This is a genomic window from Janthinobacterium tructae, from assembly GCF_006517255.1.
GTDB classification, from domain to species: Bacteria; Pseudomonadota; Gammaproteobacteria; order Burkholderiales; family Burkholderiaceae_D; genus Janthinobacterium; species Janthinobacterium tructae.
Genome location: NZ_CP041185.1, coordinates 3,703,844 through 3,727,401 on the forward strand (window position 1 = coordinate 3,703,844; position 23,558 = coordinate 3,727,401).

General features: G+C 62.3%; 21 protein-coding genes. 5 read left to right on the forward strand and 16 right to left on the reverse strand.

Annotated features, from left to right (window positions below; genetic code table 11):
• Window positions 1–2: 2 nt before the first annotated feature.
• From FJQ89_RS16255 to leuS, 10 genes are all read right to left on the reverse strand, one after another.
• Window positions 3–2,207 (reverse strand): EAL domain-containing response regulator, encoded by a 2,205-nt coding sequence (locus FJQ89_RS16255; RefSeq protein ID WP_141170931.1) that lies wholly within the window; start codon window positions 2,205–2,207, stop codon window positions 3–5.
• Between the two features lie 5 nt (window positions 2,208–2,212).
• Complete coding sequence (locus FJQ89_RS16260) at window positions 2,213–4,366, reverse strand: HDOD domain-containing protein (protein ID WP_243136081.1); 2,154 nt, start codon at window positions 4,364–4,366, stop codon at window positions 2,213–2,215.
• Window positions 4,367–4,568: 202 nt separating this feature from the next.
• Window positions 4,569–5,849: a multidrug effflux MFS transporter gene (locus FJQ89_RS16265; RefSeq protein WP_205704503.1), complete on the reverse strand. Its 1,281-nt coding sequence runs from the start codon at window positions 5,847–5,849 to the stop codon at window positions 4,569–4,571.
• Window positions 5,850–6,000: 151 nt separating this feature from the next.
• On the reverse strand, window positions 6,001–7,170 hold the full coding sequence (locus FJQ89_RS16270; protein WP_141172846.1) for a THUMP domain-containing class I SAM-dependent RNA methyltransferase: 1,170 nt from the start codon (window positions 7,168–7,170) through the stop codon (window positions 6,001–6,003).
• A gap of 215 nt (window positions 7,171–7,385) precedes the next feature.
• Window positions 7,386–8,003 (reverse strand): 2-hydroxychromene-2-carboxylate isomerase, encoded by a 618-nt coding sequence (locus FJQ89_RS16275; RefSeq protein ID WP_141170933.1) that lies wholly within the window; start codon window positions 8,001–8,003, stop codon window positions 7,386–7,388.
• Between the two features lie 10 nt (window positions 8,004–8,013).
• Window positions 8,014–8,451: a CopD family protein gene (locus tag FJQ89_RS16280; RefSeq protein WP_141170934.1), complete on the reverse strand. Its 438-nt coding sequence runs from the start codon at window positions 8,449–8,451 to the stop codon at window positions 8,014–8,016.
• A gap of 70 nt (window positions 8,452–8,521) precedes the next feature.
• Window positions 8,522–9,793 (reverse strand): glutamate-5-semialdehyde dehydrogenase, encoded by a 1,272-nt coding sequence (locus FJQ89_RS16285; RefSeq protein ID WP_141170935.1) that lies wholly within the window; start codon window positions 9,791–9,793, stop codon window positions 8,522–8,524.
• 23 nt (window positions 9,794–9,816) lie between these two features.
• Window positions 9,817–10,833 carry a DNA polymerase III subunit delta gene (holA, locus tag FJQ89_RS16290; RefSeq protein ID WP_071075254.1) on the reverse strand — a complete coding sequence of 339 codons (1,017 nt, stop codon included), beginning with the start codon at window positions 10,831–10,833 and terminating at the stop codon, window positions 9,817–9,819.
• Window positions 10,834–10,843: 10 nt separating this feature from the next.
• Window positions 10,844–11,434: an LPS-assembly lipoprotein LptE gene (locus FJQ89_RS16295; RefSeq protein WP_141170936.1), complete on the reverse strand. Its 591-nt coding sequence runs from the start codon at window positions 11,432–11,434 to the stop codon at window positions 10,844–10,846.
• A 2-nt stretch (window positions 11,435–11,436) separates the two neighbouring features.
• Entirely contained in the window at window positions 11,437–14,076 is a 2,640-nt protein-coding gene (gene leuS / locus FJQ89_RS16300; protein ID WP_141170937.1) for a leucine--tRNA ligase, read from the reverse strand.
• A 132-nt stretch (window positions 14,077–14,208) separates the two neighbouring features.
• Between leuS and FJQ89_RS16305 the strand changes: the two genes are divergently transcribed.
• Window positions 14,209–14,997 carry an AraC family transcriptional regulator gene (locus FJQ89_RS16305; protein WP_243136082.1) on the forward strand — a complete coding sequence of 263 codons (789 nt, stop codon included), beginning with the start codon at window positions 14,209–14,211 and terminating at the stop codon, window positions 14,995–14,997.
• A 76-nt stretch (window positions 14,998–15,073) separates the two neighbouring features.
• Window positions 15,074–15,439: a VOC family protein gene (locus FJQ89_RS16310; protein WP_141170938.1), complete on the forward strand. Its 366-nt coding sequence runs from the start codon at window positions 15,074–15,076 to the stop codon at window positions 15,437–15,439.
• On the opposite strand, the gene FJQ89_RS16315 is transcribed toward FJQ89_RS16310, so the two are convergent.
• The gene (locus FJQ89_RS16315; RefSeq protein ID WP_168208469.1) at window positions 15,436–16,341 is read right to left on the reverse strand and encodes a LysR substrate-binding domain-containing protein; all 906 of its coding nucleotides are present in this window, start codon (window positions 16,339–16,341) and stop codon (window positions 15,436–15,438) included. The two genes, FJQ89_RS16310 and FJQ89_RS16315, sit on opposite strands and share 4 nt — an antisense overlap.
• A gap of 159 nt (window positions 16,342–16,500) precedes the next feature.
• On the opposite strand from FJQ89_RS16315, the gene FJQ89_RS16320 reads away from it, so the two are divergent.
• Both FJQ89_RS16320 and FJQ89_RS16325 read left to right on the forward strand, forming a co-directional pair.
• On the forward strand, window positions 16,501–17,682 hold the full coding sequence (locus tag FJQ89_RS16320; protein ID WP_141170939.1) for an acyl-CoA dehydrogenase: 1,182 nt from the start codon (window positions 16,501–16,503) through the stop codon (window positions 17,680–17,682).
• Entirely contained in the window at window positions 17,682–18,929 is a 1,248-nt protein-coding gene (locus tag FJQ89_RS16325; protein WP_141170940.1) for a CaiB/BaiF CoA transferase family protein, read from the forward strand. Before FJQ89_RS16320 ends, FJQ89_RS16325 begins: the two co-directional genes overlap by 1 nt.
• A gap of 113 nt (window positions 18,930–19,042) precedes the next feature.
• On the opposite strand, the gene FJQ89_RS16330 is transcribed toward FJQ89_RS16325, so the two are convergent.
• From FJQ89_RS16330 to FJQ89_RS16340, 3 genes are read right to left on the reverse strand one after another with little or no spacing between them, the layout of a single operon-like run.
• On the reverse strand, window positions 19,043–19,369 hold the full coding sequence (locus FJQ89_RS16330; protein ID WP_099761924.1) for a barstar family protein: 327 nt from the start codon (window positions 19,367–19,369) through the stop codon (window positions 19,043–19,045).
• A gap of 8 nt (window positions 19,370–19,377) precedes the next feature.
• Window positions 19,378–20,187 (reverse strand): 4-hydroxy-tetrahydrodipicolinate reductase, encoded by an 810-nt coding sequence (dapB, locus tag FJQ89_RS16335; protein ID WP_092711959.1) that lies wholly within the window; start codon window positions 20,185–20,187, stop codon window positions 19,378–19,380.
• 19 nt (window positions 20,188–20,206) lie between these two features.
• A complete protein-coding gene (locus FJQ89_RS16340) occupies window positions 20,207–20,836 on the reverse strand; it encodes an outer membrane protein assembly factor BamE (RefSeq protein ID WP_141172849.1) in 630 nt (209 codons plus the stop codon).
• A 195-nt stretch (window positions 20,837–21,031) separates the two neighbouring features.
• Here FJQ89_RS16340 and fur point away from each other — a divergent pair, with 195 nt between their 5' ends.
• On the forward strand, window positions 21,032–21,463 hold the full coding sequence (gene fur, locus FJQ89_RS16345) for a ferric iron uptake transcriptional regulator (RefSeq protein ID WP_099761922.1): 432 nt from the start codon (window positions 21,032–21,034) through the stop codon (window positions 21,461–21,463).
• A gap of 39 nt (window positions 21,464–21,502) precedes the next feature.
• Here the strand turns inward: fur and hrcA are convergent, their stop codons facing one another.
• Together hrcA and FJQ89_RS16355 are read right to left on the reverse strand one after the other, a co-directional pair.
• Window positions 21,503–22,519 (reverse strand): heat-inducible transcriptional repressor HrcA, encoded by a 1,017-nt coding sequence (hrcA, locus tag FJQ89_RS16350; protein WP_034745713.1) that lies wholly within the window; start codon window positions 22,517–22,519, stop codon window positions 21,503–21,505.
• 117 nt (window positions 22,520–22,636) lie between these two features.
• Entirely contained in the window at window positions 22,637–23,362 is a 726-nt protein-coding gene (locus FJQ89_RS16355) for an HAD family hydrolase (protein ID WP_168208470.1), read from the reverse strand.
• Between the last annotated feature and the right edge of the window lie 196 nt (window positions 23,363–23,558).

A 23,558-nucleotide genomic window follows, 5' to 3' on the forward strand; every position in this document is an offset into this window, starting at 1 on the left:
GGTCAGGCCTCGATGGCCAGCGTCTGCGACAGCGCGGGGGCGGCATCGACGATCAGGCGGTTCTGCTCCTGCAGCACGCCGATGAAGCTGCCCAGCGAAATGGGCCGGTGGTACAGATAGCCCTGCATCGTGGTGCAACCCTTGTCCTGCAGATAGCGCGCCTGGCCTTCTGTTTCCACGCCTTCGGCGATCAGGTGCAGGCCCAGCCCGCGCGCAATCGAGATGATGGCCAGGATCACGGGATAGTGTCCGTGCTCGTCGTGGATTTCCTTCACAAACGACTGGTCGATCTTGATGGTGTGGATGGGGAAGCGGTGCAGGTACGACAGCGAGGAATAGCCGGTACCGAAATCGTCGATGGCGACCGAGACGCCCAGCTGGCACAGCTTGTTCAACTGCTCGATCGCATATTGCGGATTGCGGATGCAGATGTTTTCCGTGATTTCCACTTCGATCTTTTCCGGCGCGATGCCATAGCGCGTCAGCGCGCCGCGCATCTTTTCGAAAAAGTCGCCCCGGTCCAGGTATTGCGGCGACAGATTCAGCGACAGGCGCACGGCTTCGCCGCCGGCCGCGTTCCACTGCACCAGGTCGCGGCACAGGGCGCCCAGCATCCAGTCCGAGATCGGCAGCATCAAGCCGTTTTCCTCGGCAAACGGCAGGAATTCGCCGGCCGTCAGCAAGCCCCGCTGCGGGTGGTTCCAGCGCATCAGGCCTTCGGCGCCGACGATGCGGCCCGTCATCACGTCCACCTGCGGCTGGTAATACATCTCCAGCTGGTTCAGCTCCAGCGCCTTGCGCAGGCTCTGCTCGAGCGCGATCTTCTGGTGCGACACATCGAGCATGGACTCGTGATAAAAACTGTGGCCGTTCTTGCCCAGCGCCTTGACCTGGTACATGGCGATGTCGGCATGGCGCAGCAGCTCGTCGATGGTCTCGCCGTCACCCGGATAGATGGCGATGCCGATGGAGGCCGAAATATGCACCTGGTTGCCATCGAGGTCGAAGGGCTGGTGCAGGCATTCGAGGAATTTGTCGGCGATCAGGCGCGCATCCTGGCGGTCGCGCAGTTCCGGCAGCACGATGGTGAATTCATCGCCGCCCTGGCGCGCCAGCGTATCGCCGCGGCGCAAACAATCCTTCAGGCGCAGCGCCACCTGCTGCAGCAACTCGTCACCCTTCACGTGGCCCAGGGTATCGTTGACCAGTTTAAAACGATCGAGGTCGATGAACATCACGGCCAGCTCCGTCAGCTTGCGCCGCGCCTGGATCACGGCCAGGCCCAGGCGGTCCTTGAACAGCATGCGGTTCGGCAAGTCCGTCAGGATGTCGTGGTAAGCCTGGTAGGAGATGACTTCCTCGGCCCGTTTGCGGTCGGTGATGTCGCGCGCCACGCCATACGTGCCGAAATATTCCTGCTTCCTGGCGTCGTGATCGAGGCCGTGCATGCCGATCGAATTGAGCGGAATCGTCATCAGCGTGTTGTTGAAGGTACGGTCGCTGCCACTGCCGCTATGGCACTTCAGGCGCAGTTCCACATTGCGCGAGGCGCGCTCGTCGAGGCGGCGCTCATTGAAGGCATAGCGCGCCCGCTCCTGGTCTTCGTCGTGCACGAGGATCGAATAATGGCTGCCGATCAGCTCTTCGCGGTTAAAGCCCAGCAACTGGTGCACCCGATCGTTGATGAAGGTGATGCGGCCTTCGTGGTTCAGGGTATAGATGATATCGGGCGAGCTGTCGACCAGGTAGCGGTACATCTTTTCCGAGTTTTCCAGCTGCAGCGCGATGCGCTCGTTTTCCAGCGCCAGCTTGCGCTTTTGCAGCGCGTTCTCCACCGTCTTGAGCAGCTCCTCGCGACTGTAAGGTTTGCGCAGATAATCGTATGCGCCGCGCTTCAGGGCACCGATGGCCGCCTCGATGCCGACGTCGCCGCTCATGACGATCACGTCGCCCTCGATGCCGCGCCGGTTGATGTGGTCCATGATTTCATGGCCGCTCATGTCGGGCAGGCGCAAATCGAGCAGGATCAGGTCGAAGCGCAGTTTCGACAACTGCGCCAGCGCCTCGCTGCCGCAGGTGGCCGTGTACAGCTGGTAGCCGCGGTCCTTCAGCAATTCGTGCAGGGAAGCGAGCAGGCGGGGCTCGTCATCGACCAGCAGAATGCGCGGGCTGTTTTCCAGGTCAAATGGAATGGCGGAGGAGTTCATGGACGTTACGAAGACAGGGCGGTATTGCCGGGCGCGGGCAGCGCGGCTGCAGCGCTCGCTGGCAAGGGAATGGGCAGCAGAATTTCAAACGAGGTGCCGGACTTGCTGCTGCGGCAGCCGATCACGCCATGCAGGCGCGTGACCAGGTCATGTACGATGGACAAGCCCAGGCCGTGATGCGCCCCTTCCTTGTTGCTGCGCACGGGCGAGAACAGATTCGCCAGCACCTCGGCGGACAAACCGGCGCCATTATCGCTGACGCACAGTTCCAGATACAGGCGGCGGTCGCGGTTGACGTGGCCACGGTTCGCCACTTCGATGCGCCCGCCATCGGGCAGGGCTTCGACGGCATTTTTCAGCAGGTTGAGCAGGATTTGCTTGAGCATGTCGGCATCGGCCTCCACCTCGCATGGCGCGTCCTGCATGCGCGTGACCACCTCGATCTTCGGTGGCAGGAAGTCGGTGGCGCGGAACAATCGCAGCACATCGTCGACCACGCGCGCGCAATCGGTCACGCCACCGGCCGCCACCGGCTGCAAATCGGCCAGGCCGCCGATCAACTGCCCGACCCTGTCGATCTCTTCGTTCAGGATAGCCATCTCGCTGCTGACCGGCTGCTGTTTCTCCAGCTTGTGATCGAGCACGCTCAGATAGTTCTTGATGATGGATAGCGGGTTATTCACTTCATGCACGACGCGGCGCGAGGCGGCGCGGTATTCCTCGGTCACGTGATCGAGCTGGCGCCGTGCCAGCCCGCGCGCATTGACGGCCGTTTCCAGCGCCATGGCGGCCTGGTTGGCATACGCGCGCAGGAAACCCTCGCGCTTCTGGCAAGCGGCAATCTGCCACGCCGCCACGCCGCCGATCAGCACCCCAAGGCTGCGCTGGCCCGCCACCAAAGGCACGCAGACCAGGCTATCGGTACCAAGAATGCGGAACATCTGCTCCTCGACGATGCCCAGCGCCGGCATGTCGCGTTTCAAGAACGCCTGCTTGCCCTCCAGCGCCGCGGCGGCCAGGGGCCCGCCCTTGGCCAGCGGGATCGAGAAGCCGGCCAGGCGCTGCTGATGTTCACCCGCCGCCACCCCCACCAGCGCATGGCCGGTGGGGTTTTGCAGCAGGATGATGGCGGTGTCGAAATCGAACAGGATGCGCGCCGAGCGCGTGATGGCCTCCAAAAGGCTGCTCTCGCCCTGCTGCCGGGCAAAGGTCTGGCCCACTTCGGATACCAGCACCATGTTGCGCACTTCGTCGGACAGGCGCTGCTGCACCGGATCGACGGATGGCGGCGCATACGCGGGCGGGGTGGCGATATCGTCCGCGCCGGCCAGGTCGATGCCCAGGTGCTGCGCCGTCTGCTCCACCTGGCGCGCGACGCTGCCGGCCAGGTTTTCCAGTACCTCCAGCTCCAGCGCGCAAAATTGCGCCGCCTGCGTAATCGATTCCACATCGTCGGCATGGCAGCACAGCAGGTGCGCCAGGCGCACGATGCGAATCAAGGGATGACTGGCCTCCAGGCGCGCCAGCGGTTCATGGTGATACAGCACGCTGTCGGCCAGGAAGGAATCGAGCTGCCAGCGCTCGATCAGCCAGGCGCCCGCTTCGGCATGCGTGATCTGCAGGGTGCGCTGTTCCACCGCGCACAGGGCGGCATCGTCGCGCGCCGTGAAATTGAACGCGTATTCCTTCGGCGCCGTGGCCAGCAAGGCCAGGCGGCCCACGTTGTGCAGCAATCCCGCCAGGTACGCTTCCTCGACGTGCGGATAGGCCATGGCCTTGGCCAGCGCGCGCGCCATGACGGCGACCGACAGCGAGCTTTTCCAGAAGGCGCGCAAATCCGTGCTGCCGGAATGGGGAAAGCTGTTGAAGGTCTGGAAGACGGATTCGCTGATGACCAGGGTCTTGATCATGTCCGTGCCCAGGGACACGAGCGACTGTTCCAGACTGACGACCTTGCCCTGGCGATGGTAGGCCGAGCTGTTGGCCACGCCGAGGATCTTGCTGCTCATGCCCGCATCCTTGGCGATCAGGGCGGCCAGCTCCGGCATGCCAGCATCGTCGGCCTGCAGGTGGGCGATCAGTTTGATGAGAATCTGCGGCATGGCCGGCAGGCGGGCAATCAGCAGGCGATTGCGAATATCTTGATCAGATTGTTGCATCGTATCAGGCATTGCCGGTTCGAAAAGGATGAGCGCTCAGCAGCGAAGCGCGGCCACGTCCAGAGGAATCCTCCACTCCTGTAACCCAAAAACAAACTGCCTGAGAGGATGCCGGGGAAAAAGTCATCTTATCATAGCATCCTGCATTAATTGCAATATAGAAAATTAAGTTGAAAAAAATCCAGCGTTCTGCCGTGGAAACTTATGCCTTGAAGGAACCCAGCAAACGCTGGCGGAAGCGCCGCGAGATCAGCCACAGCGCCAGCGCCAGGGCTGTAAATGCCAGCTGGCCCGAGGCCAGCCACAGCACGGAACCGGACAGCAGCGGCGAGATCACGCCGGCCACCACGGCACCGAGCAAGGTGCTGGCGAACGACTGGCACGAGGCGACCGTGCCGCGGATATGCGGGAACAGGTCCAGCGCCAGCAGGGTCGCGCCCGGCCCCACCAGCGACATGCCGAAGGTGTAGAAGAACAGCGGCAGCACCGACCAGGGCAGCGATGGCGGCAGGAACAGGTGGTACACGACATTGACGCTCGCAGCGCACAGAAGGAAAGCAAAGCCGATGCCGATCTGGCGCGCGAACGTGACCTTGCCGGCGATGCGGTTGGCCGCCAGGGCGCCCATGAAAATCCCGCTCACGCAGGGAATGAACAGCCAGGCGAATTGCGATGGACCCAGGCCCAGCTGCTTAGGCAGCATTTCCGGCGCGGCCGTGATGAACAGGAACAGGCCCGCGAAATTGAGGGCGACGATGCCGGCCTTGATGTGGAACAGGGGCGAGCGCAGGATCTGGCCATAGCTCGACGCCAGGAAACGGGGATTGAAGGGCTGGCGCTTTTCCATCGGCAGGGTTTCAGGCAGGCGCCAGTAGCAGAACGCCAGCAGCACCACCGTGTAAAAGGCGAGGAACAGGAAGATCGAGCGCCAGTCGAACCAGATGACGATCCAGCCGCCGAGGATGGGCGCCACTGCCGGGGCGATGGAAAAGATCATCGTCACCAGCGACAGCAAACGCGCCGCCGCCGCATCGGCATACAGGTCGCGGATGATGGCGCGGCTGATCACCACGCCGGCACCGGCCGAGACACCCTGCAGGATGCGGAAGAACCATAAATAATGCACCGTGTGCGCCGAAGCGCAGCCGAGCGAGCCGATGGCAAACATCAGCAGCGATACCAGCACCACGTTGCGCCGCCCAAAGGTGTCCGAGATCGCGCCATGCCACAGCACCATGCCGGCAAAGGCCAGCATGTAGAACGTCAGCGACTGCTGCACTTCCAGCGGCGACGCCTGCAGCGAACCCTGGATCGCGCCAAAGGCGGGCAGATAGGTGTCGATCGACAAAGGCCCCAGCATCGACAGGCCCGCCAGCAGCATGGCCAGCGCACTGCGGCTCAGCGGCGCCATGTGGCTCGGGGTGGGAGGCGGAACGGGCGTGACCGGGTCGGGCGGCACACTCGCCGGAGGGATGGGAAACATGGCGGATCCAGGGTGACACATCCGGCTTTCTCAGCTGCCAAAATATCTGAGAAAACCGTAGCGAGCGGAAGTGAATTGTGGCCGAGAGCGCAACCGTACTTTAGTACGGTGAGCACCGCAGGCCGCAAGTCACAACGCGCAGTAGGTTTAATCAGATATTTTTAGGTTTTGCTTCTTCGCGGCGGTTGTAACCTGCCACCATATCAAAGCGGAACAGACGGCATTCCAGCGCGCCGTTGAAGAAAGGCGTCTTGCGCGCTTCCTTCAACCGCAGCAGCTTGGGCAAGCCCAGGTCGGCCGTGAAGAGGAACACGGTCCACCCGGCGAAGCGCTGCTTCAGGGTTGTGCCCATGGCCGAATAGAAGGAGGTCGACAATTCATCTTCCGGGATGGTGCTGTCGCCGCGCACGCCGATACGCTCGCCGTACGGCGGATTGGTCAGCATGATGCCCGGCACGTCGCTTGGCGGCTTGACTTCCTGCGCCTCGATCTGTTTCAAGGGCACGTCGAAACGCACGCCAGCGCAACGCAGGTTATGGCGTGTCATGGCCACCATATCGCCCGAGATGTCGCTGCCGAAAATGGTCGGTTCGGCTGGCAGCGGATTGACCTTGATGGCGTTTTTCATGGCATTCCACGGCGCCGGATCGAAGTCGTGGAAATTTTCAAAGGCGAACTGGCGCGTGGCACCAGGTGGAATACCCTGCAACATCTGCGCCGCTTCGGCCAGGATGGTGCCGGAACCGCACATCGGGTCGAACAGCACCATGCCCGGCTTCCAGCCCGACACGCGCAGCAGACCGGCGGCCAGGTTTTCGCGCAGCGGCGCGTCGCCCGTCTCTTCGCGCCAGCCGCGCTTGAACAGGGCTTCGCCCGAAGTGTCGAGGTAGACGGTAAATGTGTGCGCGTCGAGGAAGCCGACGATGCGCATGTCCGGCGTCTTGGTGTTGACCGATGGGCGCTCGTTGAACTGGTCGCGGAAGCGGTCGCAGATCGCATCCTTGATTTTCAATGTCGTGAATTCCAGGCTGCGCAGCGGCGACTTCACGGCCGTGACGTCGACGCGAATCGTGTGGTGCACGCCGAACCAGTCTTCCCAGGCTTGCGCCAGTGTCAGGTCATAGATATCGTTTTCCGTCTTGTAGCCGGAATGGGCCATGCGCATCAGCACGCGCGAAGCGATGCGCGAATGCAGATTGATGCGGTAGGAGTCCAGCAGGTCGCCCGAGCAATGTACGCCGCCCGGTACCTGGTTGTGGACCTTCATGGTCGAACTATCCTGGGCGATCTCGCCCAGTTCCTCGGCCAGCGCCGCTTCCATGCCGCGCGGGCATGGGCAAAAATATGAAGCCATAATGAGGATACCTTTTATCCGTTGAAAAACAATTAACTAAAAATTTCAAAACTTGTCGGATTACGCGCGCAGCGCTAATCCGACCTACATCCAATATCTTGCACAGGTCGGCGCAGGTCGGCGTAGGTCGGCTTAGCCCGTCAGGGCGTAAGCCGACATGCCGCACACTGCGCTAATCCGACCTACAACGTCTCCAGCGCGCGCTCGACAAAATCGAGGCGGTCCTGGCCCCAGAACCCTTCACCATCGACGATGTACCACGGCGAGCCGAAGACGCTGGCGGCCGTTGCCGCATCCGTATTGGCATCGTATTCGGCCTGCACACTGGCCGTTTCCGACGTTTTCAGCAACTGGCGGCCTTCGAAGCCCGCATCGACGGCGATCTGCACCAGTGTCTCTTCATCGCCGATATTGCGCTCTTCGGCCCACAGGCCGCGCATGATGGCGTGCGCCAGGTTCAGCGAGGCTTCCACGCCGTGCGCCAGGCGCGTGGCGATGATCAGCTTGGCCGAGGCTTCCGGCGACACGGGGAAGAACTTTGGCTGCAAGGTCAATGGCACTTGCAAAAAGGCCGACCAGCGCGCCAGTTCGGCCAGGCGATACGCCTGGCGCTGCGGTGCGCGCTTGGCCAGCGGCAGGCCGCCCGACACGCTGAAAACCTTGCCCAGGTCGAAAGGGCGCACGTCGATCTGTGCGCCCGTCTTTGCGGCGATGGCCATCAGGCGCGCGTGACCCAGGTAGGTCCATGGCGAGTGAGGCGCGAAGAAATACTGCACGACTTTGTTCTGGCTTGCACTCATCTCGATTCCCTTAGAAAGGCTTGACCACGACCAGCACCACGACGGCCAGCAGCATCACCACCGGCACTTCATTAAACCAGCGGAACCAGGTGTGGCTGCGCTTGTTGAGACCTTTTTCAAACTTGCGCAGAATGGCACCGCAGGCGTGATGGTAGCCGAGCAGCAGCACCACGAACGTCAGCTTGGCGTGCATCCAGCCCGGTATCTTCACGCGGCCTTCGCCCCCACCGTACAACATCCACATCAAGGCCAGTCCCAGCACCATCGCCGGCAGCGCCAGCAGGGACATGAAGCGGTACAGCTTGCGCGCCATCAGCAACAGTCGCTCGGTGGCCACCGTTTCCGTCTCCATCGCCAGGTTCACGAAAATACGCGGCAAATAAAACAGGCCGGCAAACCAGGACATGACGAAGATGATATGGAAGGCTTTGGTCCAGAGAAAGAGCATGGGGTTCCCAGTGTCAGAGGTGGAGAAAAATGCGAGCGCGGGCCGCCTTGTGGGCAACCCGCGAAAGAGACTATTTACGGACTTCGCCGTGACCAAAGACCACGTACTTGAGCGATGTCAGGCCTTCCAGTCCCACCGGGCCACGCGCGTGCAGCTTGTCGTTCGAGATACCGATCTCGGCGCCCAGGCCATACTCGAAGCCATCGGCAAAACGCGTCGACGCGTTCACCATCACCGAGGCGGAATCGACCTCGCGCAGGAAGCGCAGCGCATCGCTGTAGTCTTCCGTAATGATGGACTCCGTGTGCTTGGACGAATACCGGTTGATGTGGTCCATCGCTTCATCGATACCGTCGACGACCCTGATCGACAGGATCGCCGCCAGGTACTCGGTGGACCAGTCTTCCTCGGTGGCGGGCACCAGGTGCGGATAAGCGGCGGCGGCCAGGATCGCATGGCTTTCCGGATCGGCACGCAGTTCGACCTGCTTGGTCAGGTACAGTTCGGCCAGCTGCGGCAGCACGGTTGCGGCAATGGCGCGCGACACCAGCAGGGTTTCCATGGTGTTGCAGGTGCCGTAGCGGTGGCACTTCGCGTTGAAGCCGATATCGATCGCCTTCCTGATATCGGCCTTGGCGTCGATATACACATGGCAGATGCCATCGAGGTGCTTGATCATCGGCACGGTGGCCTCGGCCATCAGGCGCGCGATCAATCCCTTGCCGCCACGCGGCACGATGACGTCGACGAATTGCGGCATGGTGATGAGGGCGCCGACGGCTGCACGGTCGGTGGTGTCGATCACTTGCACGGCATCGGCCGGCAGACCTGCTCCCAGCAAGCCCTCGGCCACCAGCTTGGCCAGCGCGCGGTTGCAATGAATCGCTTCCGAGCCGCCGCGCAAAATCGTCGCGTTGCCGCTCTTGATGCACAGGCCGGCCGCGTCCACCGTCACGTTCGGACGCGCTTCATAGATGATGCCGATGACGCCCAGCGGCACGCGCATCTGGCCCACCTGGATGCCCGTCGGACGGAATTTCATGTTCGAGATCTCGCCGATCGGGTCGGCCAGCGCGACGATTTGCGTCAAGCCTTCGACCATGGTGGCAATGGCGGCGTCGGACAGGGTCAGACGGTCCAGCATGGCCGGGGCCAGGCCGGCAGCAGCAGCCGCATCGAGGTCGCGCTGGTTGGCCGCGCGCAGCAGGTCGGCGTCGCGCACGATGGCGGCGGCGATCAGGGTCAAGGCACGGTTGCGCGTGGCGCTGTCGGCACGCGCCATGGCGCGCGAAGCGGCGCGCGCGCGCGTGCCCACGTCCTGCATATATTCTGTGATGTCCATGCTCGTATCCATATAGTTAAAAACTAGCCTCGGGCGATCTTCAGGCCCAGCTGCAGCATGGCATCCCAGGCATCGCCCGCGTAGCCCTTGGCGCGCAAGCCCTTGATCATCTTGTCCACCTGCGCCGCCTGCTGCAGCGCCGCTTCCAGCACGGGCAGCGAGATGCGCCGCAGGGCCGGTTCCATCATCCGCTCGCGCGGTCCCCAGATGCGGTATTCCTTCAGCAGCGCGCCCAATGGGCGCCCTTGTGCCATGCCGGCCTTCAATTTTAACAGCGTGCGGATTTCCTCGGAGACGGCCCATAACACCAGCGGCAGCGCCTCGCCCTCGCCTTTCAAGCCTTCGAGCATGCGCACCAGGCGCGCCGGATCGCCGGCCAGCATGGCTTCGGACAGCTTGAAGACATCGTAGCGGGCCACGTTCAGCACCGCGTCCTGCACTTGCTCATACGTCAGCTTGCCCGCCGCGTGCAGCAAACCCAGTTTCTGGATCTCCTGGTGCGCCGCCAGCAAATTGCCCTCCACCCGTTCGGCGATGAAGTCGATGCTGGCGCGCTCCGCGCTCTGGCCCTGCGCGGCCAGGCGCTGGGATATCCAGGCCGGCAACTGCGCCCGTTCCACATTCGGAATCTCGATATACACGGCCGCCTGCTGCAGGCTGGCGACCCAGGCCGCCTTCTGCGTGGCCCAGTCCAGCTTGGGCAAGGTGATCAGGGTCAGGTTGTCGGGACTGAGGTTTTTCGCATAGCTTTGCAGCGCCGCCCCGCCATCCTTGCCCGGCTTGCCGGTGGGGATGCGCAGCTCGATCAGTTTCTTATCGCCGAACAGCGACAGCTCCTGGTTCGCCGCCAGCAGTTCGCCCCACTTGAAGCTGCGCTCCACCGTCAGTACGTCGCGTTCGGAAAACCCTTGCGCGCGCGCCGCGCGGCGGATCTTGTCGGCCGCTTCCAGCGCCAGCAAGTGTTCGTCGCTGGTGATCACATACAGCTGCGCCAGCGGCTTGGCCACATGCCCGTCGAGCGCGTCTATCCGCAATTGCATGGCGTCCCCGTTACTGCTGCGGGGCTGCCGGCGCGACCGGTGTCACGGGCGCCACCGACATGGCCGGCAGCACCGGCTTGATGGCGGCCAGGCGGCGCATGATCTGCTGCACCAGGTCGTTGCGCATGTCGCGGTACAGCGCTGCCTCCTCGGTTTCCTTGGCCAGTACCTGCGACTCGTCGAAGGTAATCGGACGCACCAGGCTGATGGTCGTCGGAGCCAGCAACTGGTTGCCGGCCTTGTCCAGGACGCGGAAATTGATCGAATAGCCAAGTTGATACTCTTGTACGCGACCATTTTTGTTCAGCGACAAAATGGTCTTGGTACGATTCCTCTCCGGGTCGCTGAGCACTTCAAGGACAGCGTCGGCGCCATCCTTGGTGCCCACCACCTCGGTGCTGCCGATGGCGCGGATATAGCGCTTCAGGCCGATCGCCAGCGGCGATGTCTCGGGCAAGCCGATGTACATCGTCGCGAACGGCAGCATGAAACTGCCATTCGAACCGCGCAAATGAAAGCCGCAGGCCGACAACAGAACAGTCAGACCCAACGCCAGCGCGGCACGGCGGCCCAACAGCGATACTTGAGAGGAAGTCGTCATGATTACACCACGATGCTGATTAACTTGCCTGGCACGACGATGATCTTCTTCGGCGTGGTTTCGACGTACTTTTGCACACTTTCGCACGCCAGCGCGGCCGCTTCGATGCTGGCCTTGTCCGCATCCTTGGACACCGTGATCGAGCCGCGCAGCTTGCCGTTCACCTGGATCATCATCTCGATCTCGGACTGCTCCAGCGCTTGCGGGTCGACCTGCGGCCAGGCGACGTTCAGCAGGTCGCCGTGCACGCCGGCGTAGCCCAGTTCCTGCCACAGCACGTGGGTGATGTGCGGCGCGACAGGATTGAGCAGGCGCAGGAAGATGGAGAAGCCTTCGGCGATCAGGGCCTTCGACTGCGCGCTATCGTCCAGCTTGGCCGATTCCAGGGTATTGAGCATCTTCATGCAGGCCGACACCACGGTGTTGTACTGGATGCGCTTCAAGTCGTAATCGGCTTGCTGCAGCAGCTTGTGCAATTCGCGGCGCAGGTTTTTCTGCGCGTCGCCCGTGGCCGGTGCGGCGCCGCCAGCCAGTGCGGCTTGAATCGTGGCCGACTGGGCGTAGCCGAAGTTCCACACGCGGCGCAGGAAGCGGTTCGCGCCTTCGACGCCGCTGCCCGACCATTCCAGCGTCTGTTCCGGCGGCGAGGCGAACATGGTAAACAGACGGGCCGTGTCGGCGCCGTACTGCTCGATCTGCGCTTGCGGGTCGATGCCGTTGTTCTTCGACTTCGACATTTTTTCCGTGCCGCCGATTTCCACCGGCTGGCCATCGGCCACCAGGATGGCGCTTTGCGGACGGCCCTTGTCATCGAGCGACAGGCGCACGTCGTCCGGGTTGAACCAGGTGGTCTTGCCCACCGCGTCCTTGCGGAAGTACGTTTCGTTGAGCACCATGCCTTGCGTCAGCAGATTGACGAACGGCTCGTCGAACTTGACCAGGCCGAAGTCGCGCATGATCTTGGTCCAGAAGCGCGCGTACAGCAAGTGCATGACGGCGTGTTCGATGCCGCCGATGTACTGGTCCATCGGCATCCAGTAATCATTGCGCGCGTCGACCATGGCGTCGTTCGAGCCTGGCGAGGTATAGCGCATGTAATACCACGACGAATCGACGAAGGTATCCATGGTGTCCGTCTCGCGGCGCGCCGGCTTGCCGCACTGCGGGCAATCGCACTGCAGGAAGGCTTCGTACTTGTTCAGCGGATTGCCCGTGCCGTCCGGCACGCAGTCTTCCGGCAGCACCACCGGCAGATCTTTTTCCGGCACCGGCACCACGCCGCAATCGGCGCAATGGATCATCGGGATCGGCGTGCCCCAGTAGCGCTGGCGCGAAATGCCCCAGTCGCGCAGGCGGAAGGTGGTTTTCTTTTCGCCCAGGCCAAGTTCTGCCAGGTCGGCGGCCACCGCATCGACGGCGGAAGCGAAATGCAGGCCGTCGTATTTGCCGGAGGCGACACAGACGCCGTCCTTGCTGCCATACGATTCCTGCCACGCATCGGTCGAAAATTCCTGACCCTTGACTTCGATCACTTGCTTGATCGGCAGATTGTATTTCTTGGCGAAGCCGAAATCGCGTTCGTCATGCGCCGGCACGCCCATCACGGCGCCATCGCCGTAAGTCATCAGCACGTAATTGCCGACCCATACTTCCACTTGCGCGCCCGTCAGCGGATGGGTGACGAACAGGCCGGTCGGCATGCCCTTCTTCTCCATCGTCGCCATGTCCGCTTCGATCACGGAGCCGAGTTTACATTCGGCGTTGAAGGCGGCCAGCGCGGGATTGCTTTGCGCGGCGTGGAGGGCCAGCGGGTGCTCGGCGGCCACGGCGCAGAAGGTCACGCCCATGACGGTGTCGGGGCGGGTGGTAAATACGTACAGCTTGCCGTCGCCGATCAGGGCACCTTCGGCATCCTTGATGGCATGCGGGAAGGCGAAGCGCACGCCCGTCGACTTGCCGATCCAGTTGGTCTGCATGGTGCGCACGCGCTCGGGCCAGCCCGGCAGCTTGTCGTCCACATACGCCAGCAATTCTTCCGCGTAGTCGGTGATGCGCGCGTAGTACATGGGGATTTCGCGCTTTTCGATCAGCGCGCCGGAACGCCAGCCGCGGCCATCAACGACTTGCTCGTTGGCCAGCACGGTCTGGTCGATCGGGTCCCAGTTCACGGTGCCGGTCTTTTTGTAGATGATGCCTTTTTCCAGCATCTTCAGGAACATCCACTGGTTCCATTTGTAGTATTCGGGCTTGCAGGCGGTCATTTCGCGCGACCAGTCGATGGCCAGGCCCATCGATTCCATCTGCTGCTTCATGTGGGCGATGTTCGAATACGTCCATTGCGCGGGCGGCACGTTGTTGGCCATGGCCGCGTTTTCCGCCGGCATGCCGAACGCATCCCAGCCCATCGGCATGAGCACGTTGTAGCCGTTCATGCGCAGGTAGCGGTACATCACGTCATTGATCGTATAGTTGCGCACGTGACCCATGTGCAGCTTGCCCGAAGGGTAAGGCAGCATCGAGCAGGCAAAATACTTGCCTTTTGGGAAACGCGGGTCGTGTTCGACGGCTTTGTAGGCATCGATCGCCTTCCAGTGCGATTGGGCGGCTTGTTCGACGTCGGCGGGACTATATTTATCTTGCATGATGTGCGGCCAATAGTGGATATGAACCGAGCATTATACTGGTTGTCGCCGCCCGATAGCGCGGCGCGCTGGCGGCCCGGGCCGGCATTTTTTGGCCGGCGCACAATTATGCTGTGTAATATATGGGCAATCTTGTTCTTTGCATCAAAGCCGGCCATGATCGTCTACCAGGAATATCTGCCCATTCCCGCCCTGCGGCCCTGGCTGGACTGCGTCTGGACCTGCCGCGTGCAGACGGGCGCCACACCCGTCACGCACCAGGTCTTGCCCGACAATTGCATCGACATCCTGTGCCAGGACCAGCAGGATGCCAGCTTTGCCGTGGGCATGATGACGGCGCCGATCGCCGTCGTCAGCCACGGCCTCGTGCAGACGGTGGCGGCCCGCTTCAGGCCGGGCGCGGCGGCGCGCTTCTTCCAGCTGCCCTTGTGCGAACTGAGCGATGGCCGCACGGGCTTGCAACAGCTGTGGGGCCGCGAGCTGGCGGCACGCCTGGGTGACGCGCTGTGGAGCGAGCCCTTGTCGAATGCGCAAAGAGTTTCCATTTTGCAAGATTATCTGCTGCTACGCCTGCGCACCGCGCCGCCACGGCGCCAGCCCGGTGCGGCCGAACATGCCATCGCCGCCATCGAACGCGCATCCGGCCAGGTGCGCGTGGACGGACTGGCCGCGCAACTGGGCGTGTCGCGCCAGCACCTGGCGCTGCAATTTCGCCAGCACGTCGGCATCAGCCCAAAATTGTTTGCCCGTATCTGCCGTTTTCGCGCCGCCAGCGCCGGCATGCAACGCCTGGCGGGGCAGCCGGACTGGGCGCAAGTCGCCTTGCAATTCGGTTATTTCGACCAGTCGCACCTGATCCACGACTTCCAGGATTTCGCCCGCAGTTCGCCCGAGGCGTGGTTCATGCGCCGCCACCATTGAAACCTTCCATTTTTACAATCACGCGCCGCGCGCCGGTGGCATGATGGCGTTATTCTTCATTCACCAGGAGCAGAACATGATCAAGGGCTTACGCACCGTCACCTATCCCGTCCCCGACCTGGACAAGGCCAAAGCCTGGTACAGCCAGGTATTTAACACGGCGCCGTATTTCGACCAGCCGTTTTATGTGGGTTTTGCCATCGGCGGCTTCGAACTTGGGCTGCTGCCGGGCGGCGAGCCAGGCACGCAAGGCAGCGTGACGTACTGGGGCGTGGACGGCATCGAGCAGGAAGTCGAGCGCATCGTTGCGCTGGGCGGCACCCTGCACCATCCGATCACGGACGTGGGCGACGGCATCCGCACGGTGGAATTGCTCGACCCGTTCGGCAACCAGATCGGCCTGATCGACAATCCCCATTTCGAAACCGGCAAAGTCGTTTAAGCCGCTTCGTCCTGCAGCCAGGCGCGCAATTGCTGCAAGGCCGTTTTTTCATGCGCCGTTTCGGGCGTGATCAGGTAATACGCCCGCTGGCCGCGCAGTGGGCGCTCGCAGACGATGCGCAGCTCGCCACGCGCCAGTTCCGCTTCGACCAGCATGCGCGGCAGCAGGACTGCCCCCTGCCCTTGCACGGCCGCCATGGCCAGCATGGAAAACAGTTCGTAGCGGGCGCCATAGTGTGCCCCATCGCGTCCCTCTCCCTCGACCTGCATGGCATCAAACCACTGGCGCCAGGCGCCCGGGCGCGTACTTTGTTGCAGCAAGGTCAGCTCAAGCAAATCCTGCGGTTGCCAGGCGCTGCGCGCCGCCAGCAGGCGCGGGCTGGCAACGGGCACGATTTCTTCGTGCATGAGCAAAGTGGCGCGCGTGCCGGGCCAGCGCGCCAGCTGCTCGGGCGTGCCCGCGTACAGCGCGCCGTCGTATTCCGTATCGGCAAACATGAACGGTTTCGTGTACGCGTCGATATGCACCACGATGTCGGGGTGCCGCCCTGCCAGCGAGCCCAGGCGCGGCATCAGCCAGCGCGTGGCAAACGTGGGCACGGAAGCGAGCTGCAATGCCCCGCCGCCACCCTGGCGCGCCATCGTATCGAGCGTGTCGCGCTCCAGGCCATCGAGGCGCGCCGCGATCTGGCGCGCATAGGCGGCGCCGGCGCTGGTCAGCAACACGCCATGGCGCGTGCGCTGGAATAGTTGCACGCCAAGAAAACTTTCCAGTGATGAAATCTGGCGCGACACGGCGCTTTGTGTCAGCGACAGTTCGCGCGCCGCGTGCGTGTAGCTCTGGTGGCGCGCGGCCGCCTCGAAACAATTGAGCGCCTGTAGCATCGGGATTTTGCGTGACATCGGGTATCCGGCCGGTAAAAGACCCCTAGTATGCCGCAAGATATGCGTAGCACGCATGTCTGGGTGCGAAAAAATCGTTTGCGCAAGGCTAGGCAAAAACCTACCATGAGCCATATTCAATCTTGCGCCGATCACCGGCGCTCACCTGCGAGGCCTGTGATGAGCAAAACCGTATTCGACTGGAATTCCCCCCTGCTGCTGGAAGAACAACTGACGGGCGACGAACGTGCCGTGCTGGAAGCGGCCCGCGACTATTGCCAGGGCAGCCTGGTGCCGCGCGTCCTCGAATCGTTCCGCCATGGCCACACGGACGCGGCCATCTTCCGCGAAATGGGAGAATTGGGCTTGCTGGGCACGACCATCCCCGAAGAATACGGCGGCGCCGGCCTGAACTACGTCTGCTACGGCCTGGCAGCGCGCGAAGTCGAGCGTGTCGATTCCGGCTACCGCTCGATGATGAGCGTGCAATCGTCGCTGGTGATGGTGCCTATCCATGCCTTCGGCAACGAAGAAACGAAACAGAAATACCTGCCGAAACTGGCGACGGGCGAATTCATCGGTTGCTTCGGCCTGACGGAACCGAACCACGGCTCCGATCCGGGCAGCATGGTCACCCGTGCGCGCAAGGTGCCGGGCGGCTACAGCCTGTCCGGCGCCAAGATGTGGATCACCAACAGCCCGATTGCCGACGTGTTCGTCGTCTGGGCCAAGGACGATGAAGGCGCGATCCGCGGCTTCGTGCTGGAAAAAGGCTGGAAGGGTTTGTCGGCGCCGGAAATCCACGGCAAGGTCGGCTTGCGCACCAGCATCACCGGTGAAATCGTCATGGATGAAGTATTTTGCCCGGAAGAAAACGCCTTCCCCGACGTACGCGGCTTGAAGGGTCCATTTACCTGCCTGAACAGCGCCCGCTACGGCATCGCCTGGGGCGCGCTGGGCGCGGCGGAAGACTGCTATCTGAAGGCACGCCAGTACACGATGGACCGCCAGCAATTCGGCCGTCCGCTGGCCGCGAACCAGCTGGTGCAAAAGAAACTGGCCGATATGCTGACGGAAATCACCATGGGCTTGCAAGGCTGTTTGCGCCTGGGCCGCATGAAGGATGAGGGTTCGCCCGCCGTGGAAATCACCTCGATCATGAAACGCAACAGCTGCGGCAAGGCGCTCGATATCGCCCGCGTGGCGCGCGACATGATGGGCGGCAACGGCATTTCCGACGAGTTCGGCGTCATCCGCCACCTGGTCAACCTGGAAGTGGTCAACACCTATGAAGGCACGCACGATGTGCACGCGCTGATCATCGGCCGCGCCATCACCGGCATCGCCGCCTTCAGCAACTGATGGACGCCTTGGCTTCCACCTTGCGGCCCGCACCGCTGACCGGCTTGCGCGTGCTGGACCTGTCGCGCGTGCTGGCCGGCCCGTGGGCCGGGCAAATGCTGGCCGACCTCGGTGCCGACGTGGTCAAGGTTGAACAGCCGGGCCGCGGCGACGACACGCGCTCCTGGGGTCCGCCCTACCTGAAAGACGAGGACGGCCGCGACACGGCCGAGGCCGCCTACTTCCAGTGCGCCAACCGCAACAAGCGCTCCTTGTGCATCGACCTGGCCGCCCCTGAGGGCCAGGCGCTGGTGCGCCAGCTGGCGGCTGAAGCGGACGTGCTGCTGGAAAATTTCAAAGTGAACGGCTTGCAGCAATATGGTTTGGACGCGGCCAGCTTGCTGGCACTCAACCCGCGCCTCGTGTACTGCTCCATCACGGGCTTCGGTCAGGATGGGCCGTATGCGGCGCGCGCCGGCTATGACTTTTTGATCCAGGGCATGGGCGGCTTGATGAGCATCACGGGCGTGCCCGATAACCAGCCGGGCGCCGGGCCGCAAAAAGTGGGCGTGGCGCAAACGGACATCCTGACGGGCCTGTACGCCACCATCGCCGTGCAGGCGGCGCTGGCCGAACGCGAGCGCTCGGGCCTGGGCCAGCATATCGACCTGGCCTTGCTCGACGTGCAAGTGGCGGCGCTGGGCAACCAGGCAGCCAATTACTTGTGTGGGGGCAAAGTGCCGCAACGCATGGGCAATGCGCATCCGAACATCGTGCCGTATCAAGACTTTCCCACGGCCGATGGCGACATGATTCTGGCGATCGGCAACGATGGGCAATTCTCGCGCTTTTGCGCCGTCGCCGGCCACCCGGAATGGGCGCAGGATGAACGCTTCGCCACCAATCCGCAACGCGTGGCAAACCGGGCGATTCTGATTCCCTTGATGCGCCAGACCACGGTCATGCGCACGACGGCCGAGTGGATCAGCGCCTTCGAGGCGCAAGCCGTGCCGTGCGGTCCCGTCAACCGCATCGACCAGGTGTTTGCCGACCCGCAAGTGGTGGCGCGTGGCTTGAAAGTGGAGATGCCGCATCCGACGGCGGGGACTGTTGCGCTGGTGGCCAATCCCGTGCGCCTGTCCGCCTCGCCGGTGCAATACCGCTTGCCGCCGCCGATGCTGGGGCAGCATACGCAGGAAGTGCTGCAGCAGTGGCTGGGATTGGAGAGTGCGGAGATTGACGGCTTGCGCGAGCGCAAGGTGGTGTAAATGTTGGTCGTCTGGACGTAGGTCGGATTAGCGCTTGCGCGCAATCCGACTTGCACAGCCAACAATGTTGTCGGATTACGGCCCGCAGGGCCTAATCCGACCTACGATTCTATTCACTTGAGTACCAGTTTCAACGCCGGTTTTTCGCCGTAATCTTCATAGCGCTCATTGATGCCGGCGATACAGAACGTGATTTCTTCCAGCAAGTCCGGTACTTGCGCCTTCATCGCTTCCGCATCCTGCACGACGATGTCGAGCACTTCGTTCGGTTTCAAACGGAACTGCGTCATGTTTTCGTCGTCGCGCAGATAGCTGAGGCAATCGACCCAGGCATCCATGCTGTTGCCGTAGAACGCGGGGAAACCGAAGGCTGGCACGCATTGCGCGTGGAAGCTCGCTTCGTCGGTGATGTCTTTTCCATTCAGGATGGCAGTGGCCATGATCTTCCTCAGTTCTTCAGCGACAGCACATCCTGCATGTCGAACAGGCCGGTCGGCTTGTCGGCCAGGAAACGCGCGGCGCGCAGGGCGCCGTGGGCGTAGGTGACGCGGCTGCTCGACTTATGGCTGATCTCGATGCGCTCGCCGATGCCGGCAAACAGCACCGTATGGTCGCCGACGATATCGCCGCCGCGGATGGTGGCAAAGCCGATGGTCGACGGATCGCGTTCGCCCGTCACGCCTTCGCGGCCGTACACGGCGCATTCCTTCAAGTCGCGGCCCAGGGCGCCGGCCACCACTTCACCCATTTGCAGGGCGGTGCCCGATGGCGCGTCGACCTTGTGGCGGTGATGCGCTTCGATGATTTCAATGTCGTAGCCTTCAGACAGGCTTTTCGCCGCCAGTTCCAGCAACTTCATGGTGACATTCACGCCCACGCTCATGTTCGGCGCGAACATGATGGCCGTCTTTTCGGCGGCGGCGGCAATGGCCGCCTTGCCCGCGTCATCGAAACCGGTGGTGCCGATGATCATCTTGATGCCATGCTCGGCGCAATACGCCAGGTGCTGCAAGGTGCCTTCGGGACGCGTGAAATCGATCAGGTAATCGGCGCCGGCCAGGCCGGTGGCCAGATCGGACTCGATCAGCACGCCGGCCGGCTTGCCCAGGAAAGCGGCGGCGTCCTGGCCGACGGACGGTGAACCAGCGCGGTCGAGCGCACCGGCCAGCACGGCGTCGGGGGCGTTGCTGACGGCTTCGATCAGGATATGGCCCATGCGGCCACTGGCGCCAGCGATGGCGATTTTCAGTTCAGTCATTTTATTCTCTTACAACAGCTTATTTGGTGGGTTCGGCAGCAGGTGCAGGCTCGGCGGCAGGCGCCGTTGCAGGTGCAACGTCAGGCTTGCTCACAGGAATGGCAGGAGCGGCATCGGCCGGCACGGGCACGGCGCTCGGCGCCACGGGCGACGGCACGGCGGCGGCAGGCACATCGGCCTTGGCGACCTTGGCGAACGGCGACGGACCGGCGATGCGGTCGATGTATTCTTTCTCGGTCGGCAAGTTGCCGCCTTCGAAACGTTCAACCTTGCCATCCTTGCCGAAGTACACAACCACGCGGCTGCTGGTGGTTTCGCCACTGCCCCGGGCCAGGCGGAATGGATAATCCCAGCGGTCGGCATGGAAAATGTCGGTCAGCAACGAGGTGCCGAGGACGAAACGCACCTGGTCGCGCGTCATGCCCACTTTCAACTGAGCCAGCATCTCTTCGGAGACAAAGTTGCCTTGTTGAATGTCAGGACGATACGGCGAGAAAAACCACATGAATTTTTGCAACGGCGTAATGGTGGTCGTTTGTGCGCCCTGTTCAGGAACCACTTCCTTGCCTTCTTTTTGGCTGGCTGCTGGCTTTTCGCCAAGGATGCCACGGCTGGCGCAGCCGGACATGGCCAGCGCGACACAGACCATGCCTGCCACGACTGGTGCTCGAAATGAAATACGGTGCCAGAGAGATGGCAATACAGCCGGTGTTACGCGCATAAATGACCTCAATTGGATGAACAAAACGCCAGGAGTGACCGGCCTGCCAAAAAATGCATATTTTGGCACTCCCCGACAAAACGCTATATGATAAAGCACCTGACCCACATACGAGCAACAAACATGAGTAACAATCCTAGTGATCTCAAGGCAAGCGGCCTGAAAGCCACCTTGCCACGCCTGAAGATACTCGATATCTTCCAGAGTAGCCCGGTACGCCACCTGACAGCAGAAGACGTCTATAAAATTCTGCTGGCCGACAATATGGATGTCGGTTTGGCAACTGTCTACCGTGTCCTGACGCAGTTTGAACAGGCAGGCTTGCTGAACCGCAACCATTTTGAAACCGGCAAGGCAATTTTCGAACTCAACGAAGGTTCCCACCACGACCATCTGGTGTGCCTCGACTGTGGCCGGGTCGAAGAATTCTTCGACGAAGAGATCGAAATCCGCCAGCAAAAAGTGGCTGAAGAGCGCGGCTTCAAGATCGCCGAACACGCCTTGGCCATCTACGGCAACTGCATCAAGACGGCTTGCCCGCATAAAACCGCCTGACCCACGCTTGCCGCTCCCACGGGGCGGCTGGCAGTACGATTAATGATGGCTGAGTGCGCTCGACAGTAATTTAGCCGTGATATCGACGATCGGAATGACGCGCTCGTAGGCCATGCGCGTCGGTCCGATCACCCCCAACGTTCCCACGATCTTGCCGTTGACTTCATACGGCGCCGTCACCACGCTCATCTCATCCATCGGCACCAGGTTCGATTCGCCGCCGATGAAAATCTGCACGCCCGTCGCCTTGCTCGACACGTCGAGCAACTGCATCAAGCCCGTTTTTTGCTCGAACATGTCGAACATCTGACGCAGCGAATGCATATTCGATGACAGATCGCTCACGCTGAGCAAGTTGCGTTCGCCGGAAATCACCATGTCGTCGCTATGGTCGGCCATCGCTTCGCTGCCCGCTTCCACGGCCGCCTGCATCAGGCTGCCCATGTCATCGCGCAGCTGGCGCAGTTCGCCCTGCAGGCGCACGCGCACGGCGTCGAATGACAGGCCGCCATAATTCTGATTGATATAGTTGGCCGATTGCACCAGTTGCGCTGGCGTATAGTCGGCCTCCGTCAGCAATAAACGGTTCTGCACGTCGCCGCCCGGGGCGACGATGACGAGCAGGATGCGCTTTTCGGACAGGCGCAGGAATTCGATTTGCTGGAATACGGATTCGCGGCGCGGACTGAGCACGACGCCGGCAAACTGCGACAGCGACGACAGCATCTGCGCCGCGTTGGCGATGGTTTTTTGCGGCTGCGGCGTCTGCAGGCGCATGCGCGACTCCACCAGGTGCTCGTCCAGATGCCGGACGGTCAGCAAGGTGTCGACAAAAATGCGGTAGCCGCGCGGCGTGGGGATGCGTCCGGCCGAGGTGTGCGGACTGGACACATAACCGAGCTCTTCCAGATCGGCCATGATGTTGCGGATCGTGGCCGGTGACAGGTCCAGGCCGGAAATTTTCGACAAGGCGCGCGAACCGACCGGCAGGCCGTCGGCGATATATCGCTCGACCAGGGCTTTCAGCAGTGTTTGGGCACGTGTATCGAGTTGCATGGTGTCTCAGGTAAGCAAATATTCTTTAAACAAGCACATTGTTAATCAAGCGGCAACAACAGCGGCCGAACGTGCAGTAACAGCACCTATTATGCACGTTCGCCCGCCCTGCGGCGATCAATCTTCCAGTTGCCCCTGCAGCCACAGCAGCAACTCGTCAAAGTTGCCGCAGATGGCGTCGGGCTGCACCCCGGCGGCCAGATGGGCATCGCTGCCCTTGCGGTTCATCCAGACGGCACGCATGCCCGCCCCCTGCGCTCCCGTCACGTCGAAATACAGGTCGTCGCCCACATACACGGCTTCATGCGGCGCCACGTCCAGCGCCGCGCAGGCGGCCAGGAAGATGCTGGCGTCGGGCTTGGCCACGCCAAACTCGCTGGCGGCGATGGACACCTTGAAATGCTGCGCCAAACCGATAATTTCAAGGTCTGCATTGCCATTCGAGATGGAGCCGAGCAGCATGCGCTGGCGCATCCAGGCCAGGCCAGGCAAGACGTCGTCATACGGCTGGACGCGGTTGCGCGCGGCCAGGAAGTGCACGATGGCCCCGTCGACCAGGGCGGGATCCTCGCCGGCAGCTTCGAAGGCCGACAGCAGGCCGGCGCGGCGCAACTCGATCAAATTGCCATGGAAATGCGGTTGCGCATTGAGCATGGCCAGGCGGTGCTGGCGCAGCACCTCGATGGAAAACTGCTGCGCCACCCTGGGCGCATGCGTGGCCAGCCAGTCGTGCAGCAGGGTTTCGGCAGCGGCAATCACGGGCGCGATGGGCCACAAGGTATCGTCGAGATCGAACAGGATGGCCTTGGGCGGCACGGCGGGTTTGACAGGGGAAAGGGACATGGGACTCACGGTGGATGCCGCGCCACGATGCGCAGGCTGCATGTATTGTCGCACCGATCGCCGCAGCCGGCATGGCTGCGTCCCCGTGAAATGGGGCCGGGCCAGCGCTTCCCGGCGAAAAATTGTTACAGGGTGATACAAGGCAAGATCATTCAGCTTGCCAGATAGACTAAAATAGGCGCCATTCCAATGCGGC

Bases quoted from the DNA above. Each gene is read 5' to 3' on its own strand.
- FJQ89_RS16325 (WP_141170940.1), top strand. From the start codon at position 17,682: ATGGACGCCTTGGCTTCCACCTTGCGGCCCGCACCGCTGACCGGCTTG.
- FJQ89_RS16275 (WP_141170933.1), bottom strand. From the start codon at position 8,003: ATGAGTGCAAGCCAGAACAAAGTCGTGCAGTATTTCTTCGCGCCTCAC.
- FJQ89_RS16265 (WP_205704503.1), bottom strand. From the start codon at position 5,849: ATGTTTCCCATCCCTCCGGCGAGTGTGCCGCCCGACCCGGTCACGCCC.
- FJQ89_RS16330 (WP_099761924.1), bottom strand. From the start codon at position 19,369: ATGGCCACTGCCATCCTGAATGGAAAAGACATCACCGACGAAGCGAGC.
- FJQ89_RS16315 (WP_168208469.1), bottom strand. From the start codon at position 16,341: ATGTCACGCAAAATCCCGATGCTACAGGCGCTCAATTGTTTCGAGGCG.
- dapB (WP_092711959.1), bottom strand. From the start codon at position 20,187: ATGACTGAACTGAAAATCGCCATCGCTGGCGCCAGTGGCCGCATGGGC.
- FJQ89_RS16310 (WP_141170938.1), top strand. From the start codon at position 15,074: ATGATCAAGGGCTTACGCACCGTCACCTATCCCGTCCCCGACCTGGAC.
- FJQ89_RS16355 (WP_168208470.1), bottom strand. From the start codon at position 23,362: ATGTCCCTTTCCCCTGTCAAACCCGCCGTGCCGCCCAAGGCCATCCTG.
- FJQ89_RS16320 (WP_141170939.1), top strand. From the start codon at position 16,501: ATGAGCAAAACCGTATTCGACTGGAATTCCCCCCTGCTGCTGGAAGAA.
- FJQ89_RS16285 (WP_141170935.1), bottom strand. From the start codon at position 9,793: ATGGACATCACAGAATATATGCAGGACGTGGGCACGCGCGCGCGCGCC.
- fur (WP_099761922.1), top strand. From the start codon at position 21,032: ATGAGTAACAATCCTAGTGATCTCAAGGCAAGCGGCCTGAAAGCCACC.
- holA (WP_071075254.1), bottom strand. From the start codon at position 10,833: ATGCAATTGCGGATAGACGCGCTCGACGGGCATGTGGCCAAGCCGCTG.
- FJQ89_RS16295 (WP_141170936.1), bottom strand. From the start codon at position 11,434: ATGACGACTTCCTCTCAAGTATCGCTGTTGGGCCGCCGTGCCGCGCTG.
- FJQ89_RS16255 (WP_141170931.1), bottom strand. From the start codon at position 2,207: ATGAACTCCTCCGCCATTCCATTTGACCTGGAAAACAGCCCGCGCATT.
- FJQ89_RS16280 (WP_141170934.1), bottom strand. From the start codon at position 8,451: ATGCTCTTTCTCTGGACCAAAGCCTTCCATATCATCTTCGTCATGTCC.
- leuS (WP_141170937.1), bottom strand. From the start codon at position 14,076: ATGCAAGATAAATATAGTCCCGCCGACGTCGAACAAGCCGCCCAATCG.
- FJQ89_RS16270 (WP_141172846.1), bottom strand. From the start codon at position 7,170: ATGGAAGCGGCGCTGGCCGAGGAACTGGGCGAGATCGCCCAGGATAGT.
- FJQ89_RS16260 (WP_243136081.1), bottom strand. From the start codon at position 4,366: ATGCAACAATCTGATCAAGATATTCGCAATCGCCTGCTGATTGCCCGC.
- FJQ89_RS16340 (WP_141172849.1), bottom strand. From the start codon at position 20,836: ATGGTCTGTGTCGCGCTGGCCATGTCCGGCTGCGCCAGCCGTGGCATC.
- hrcA (WP_034745713.1), bottom strand. From the start codon at position 22,519: ATGCAACTCGATACACGTGCCCAAACACTGCTGAAAGCCCTGGTCGAG.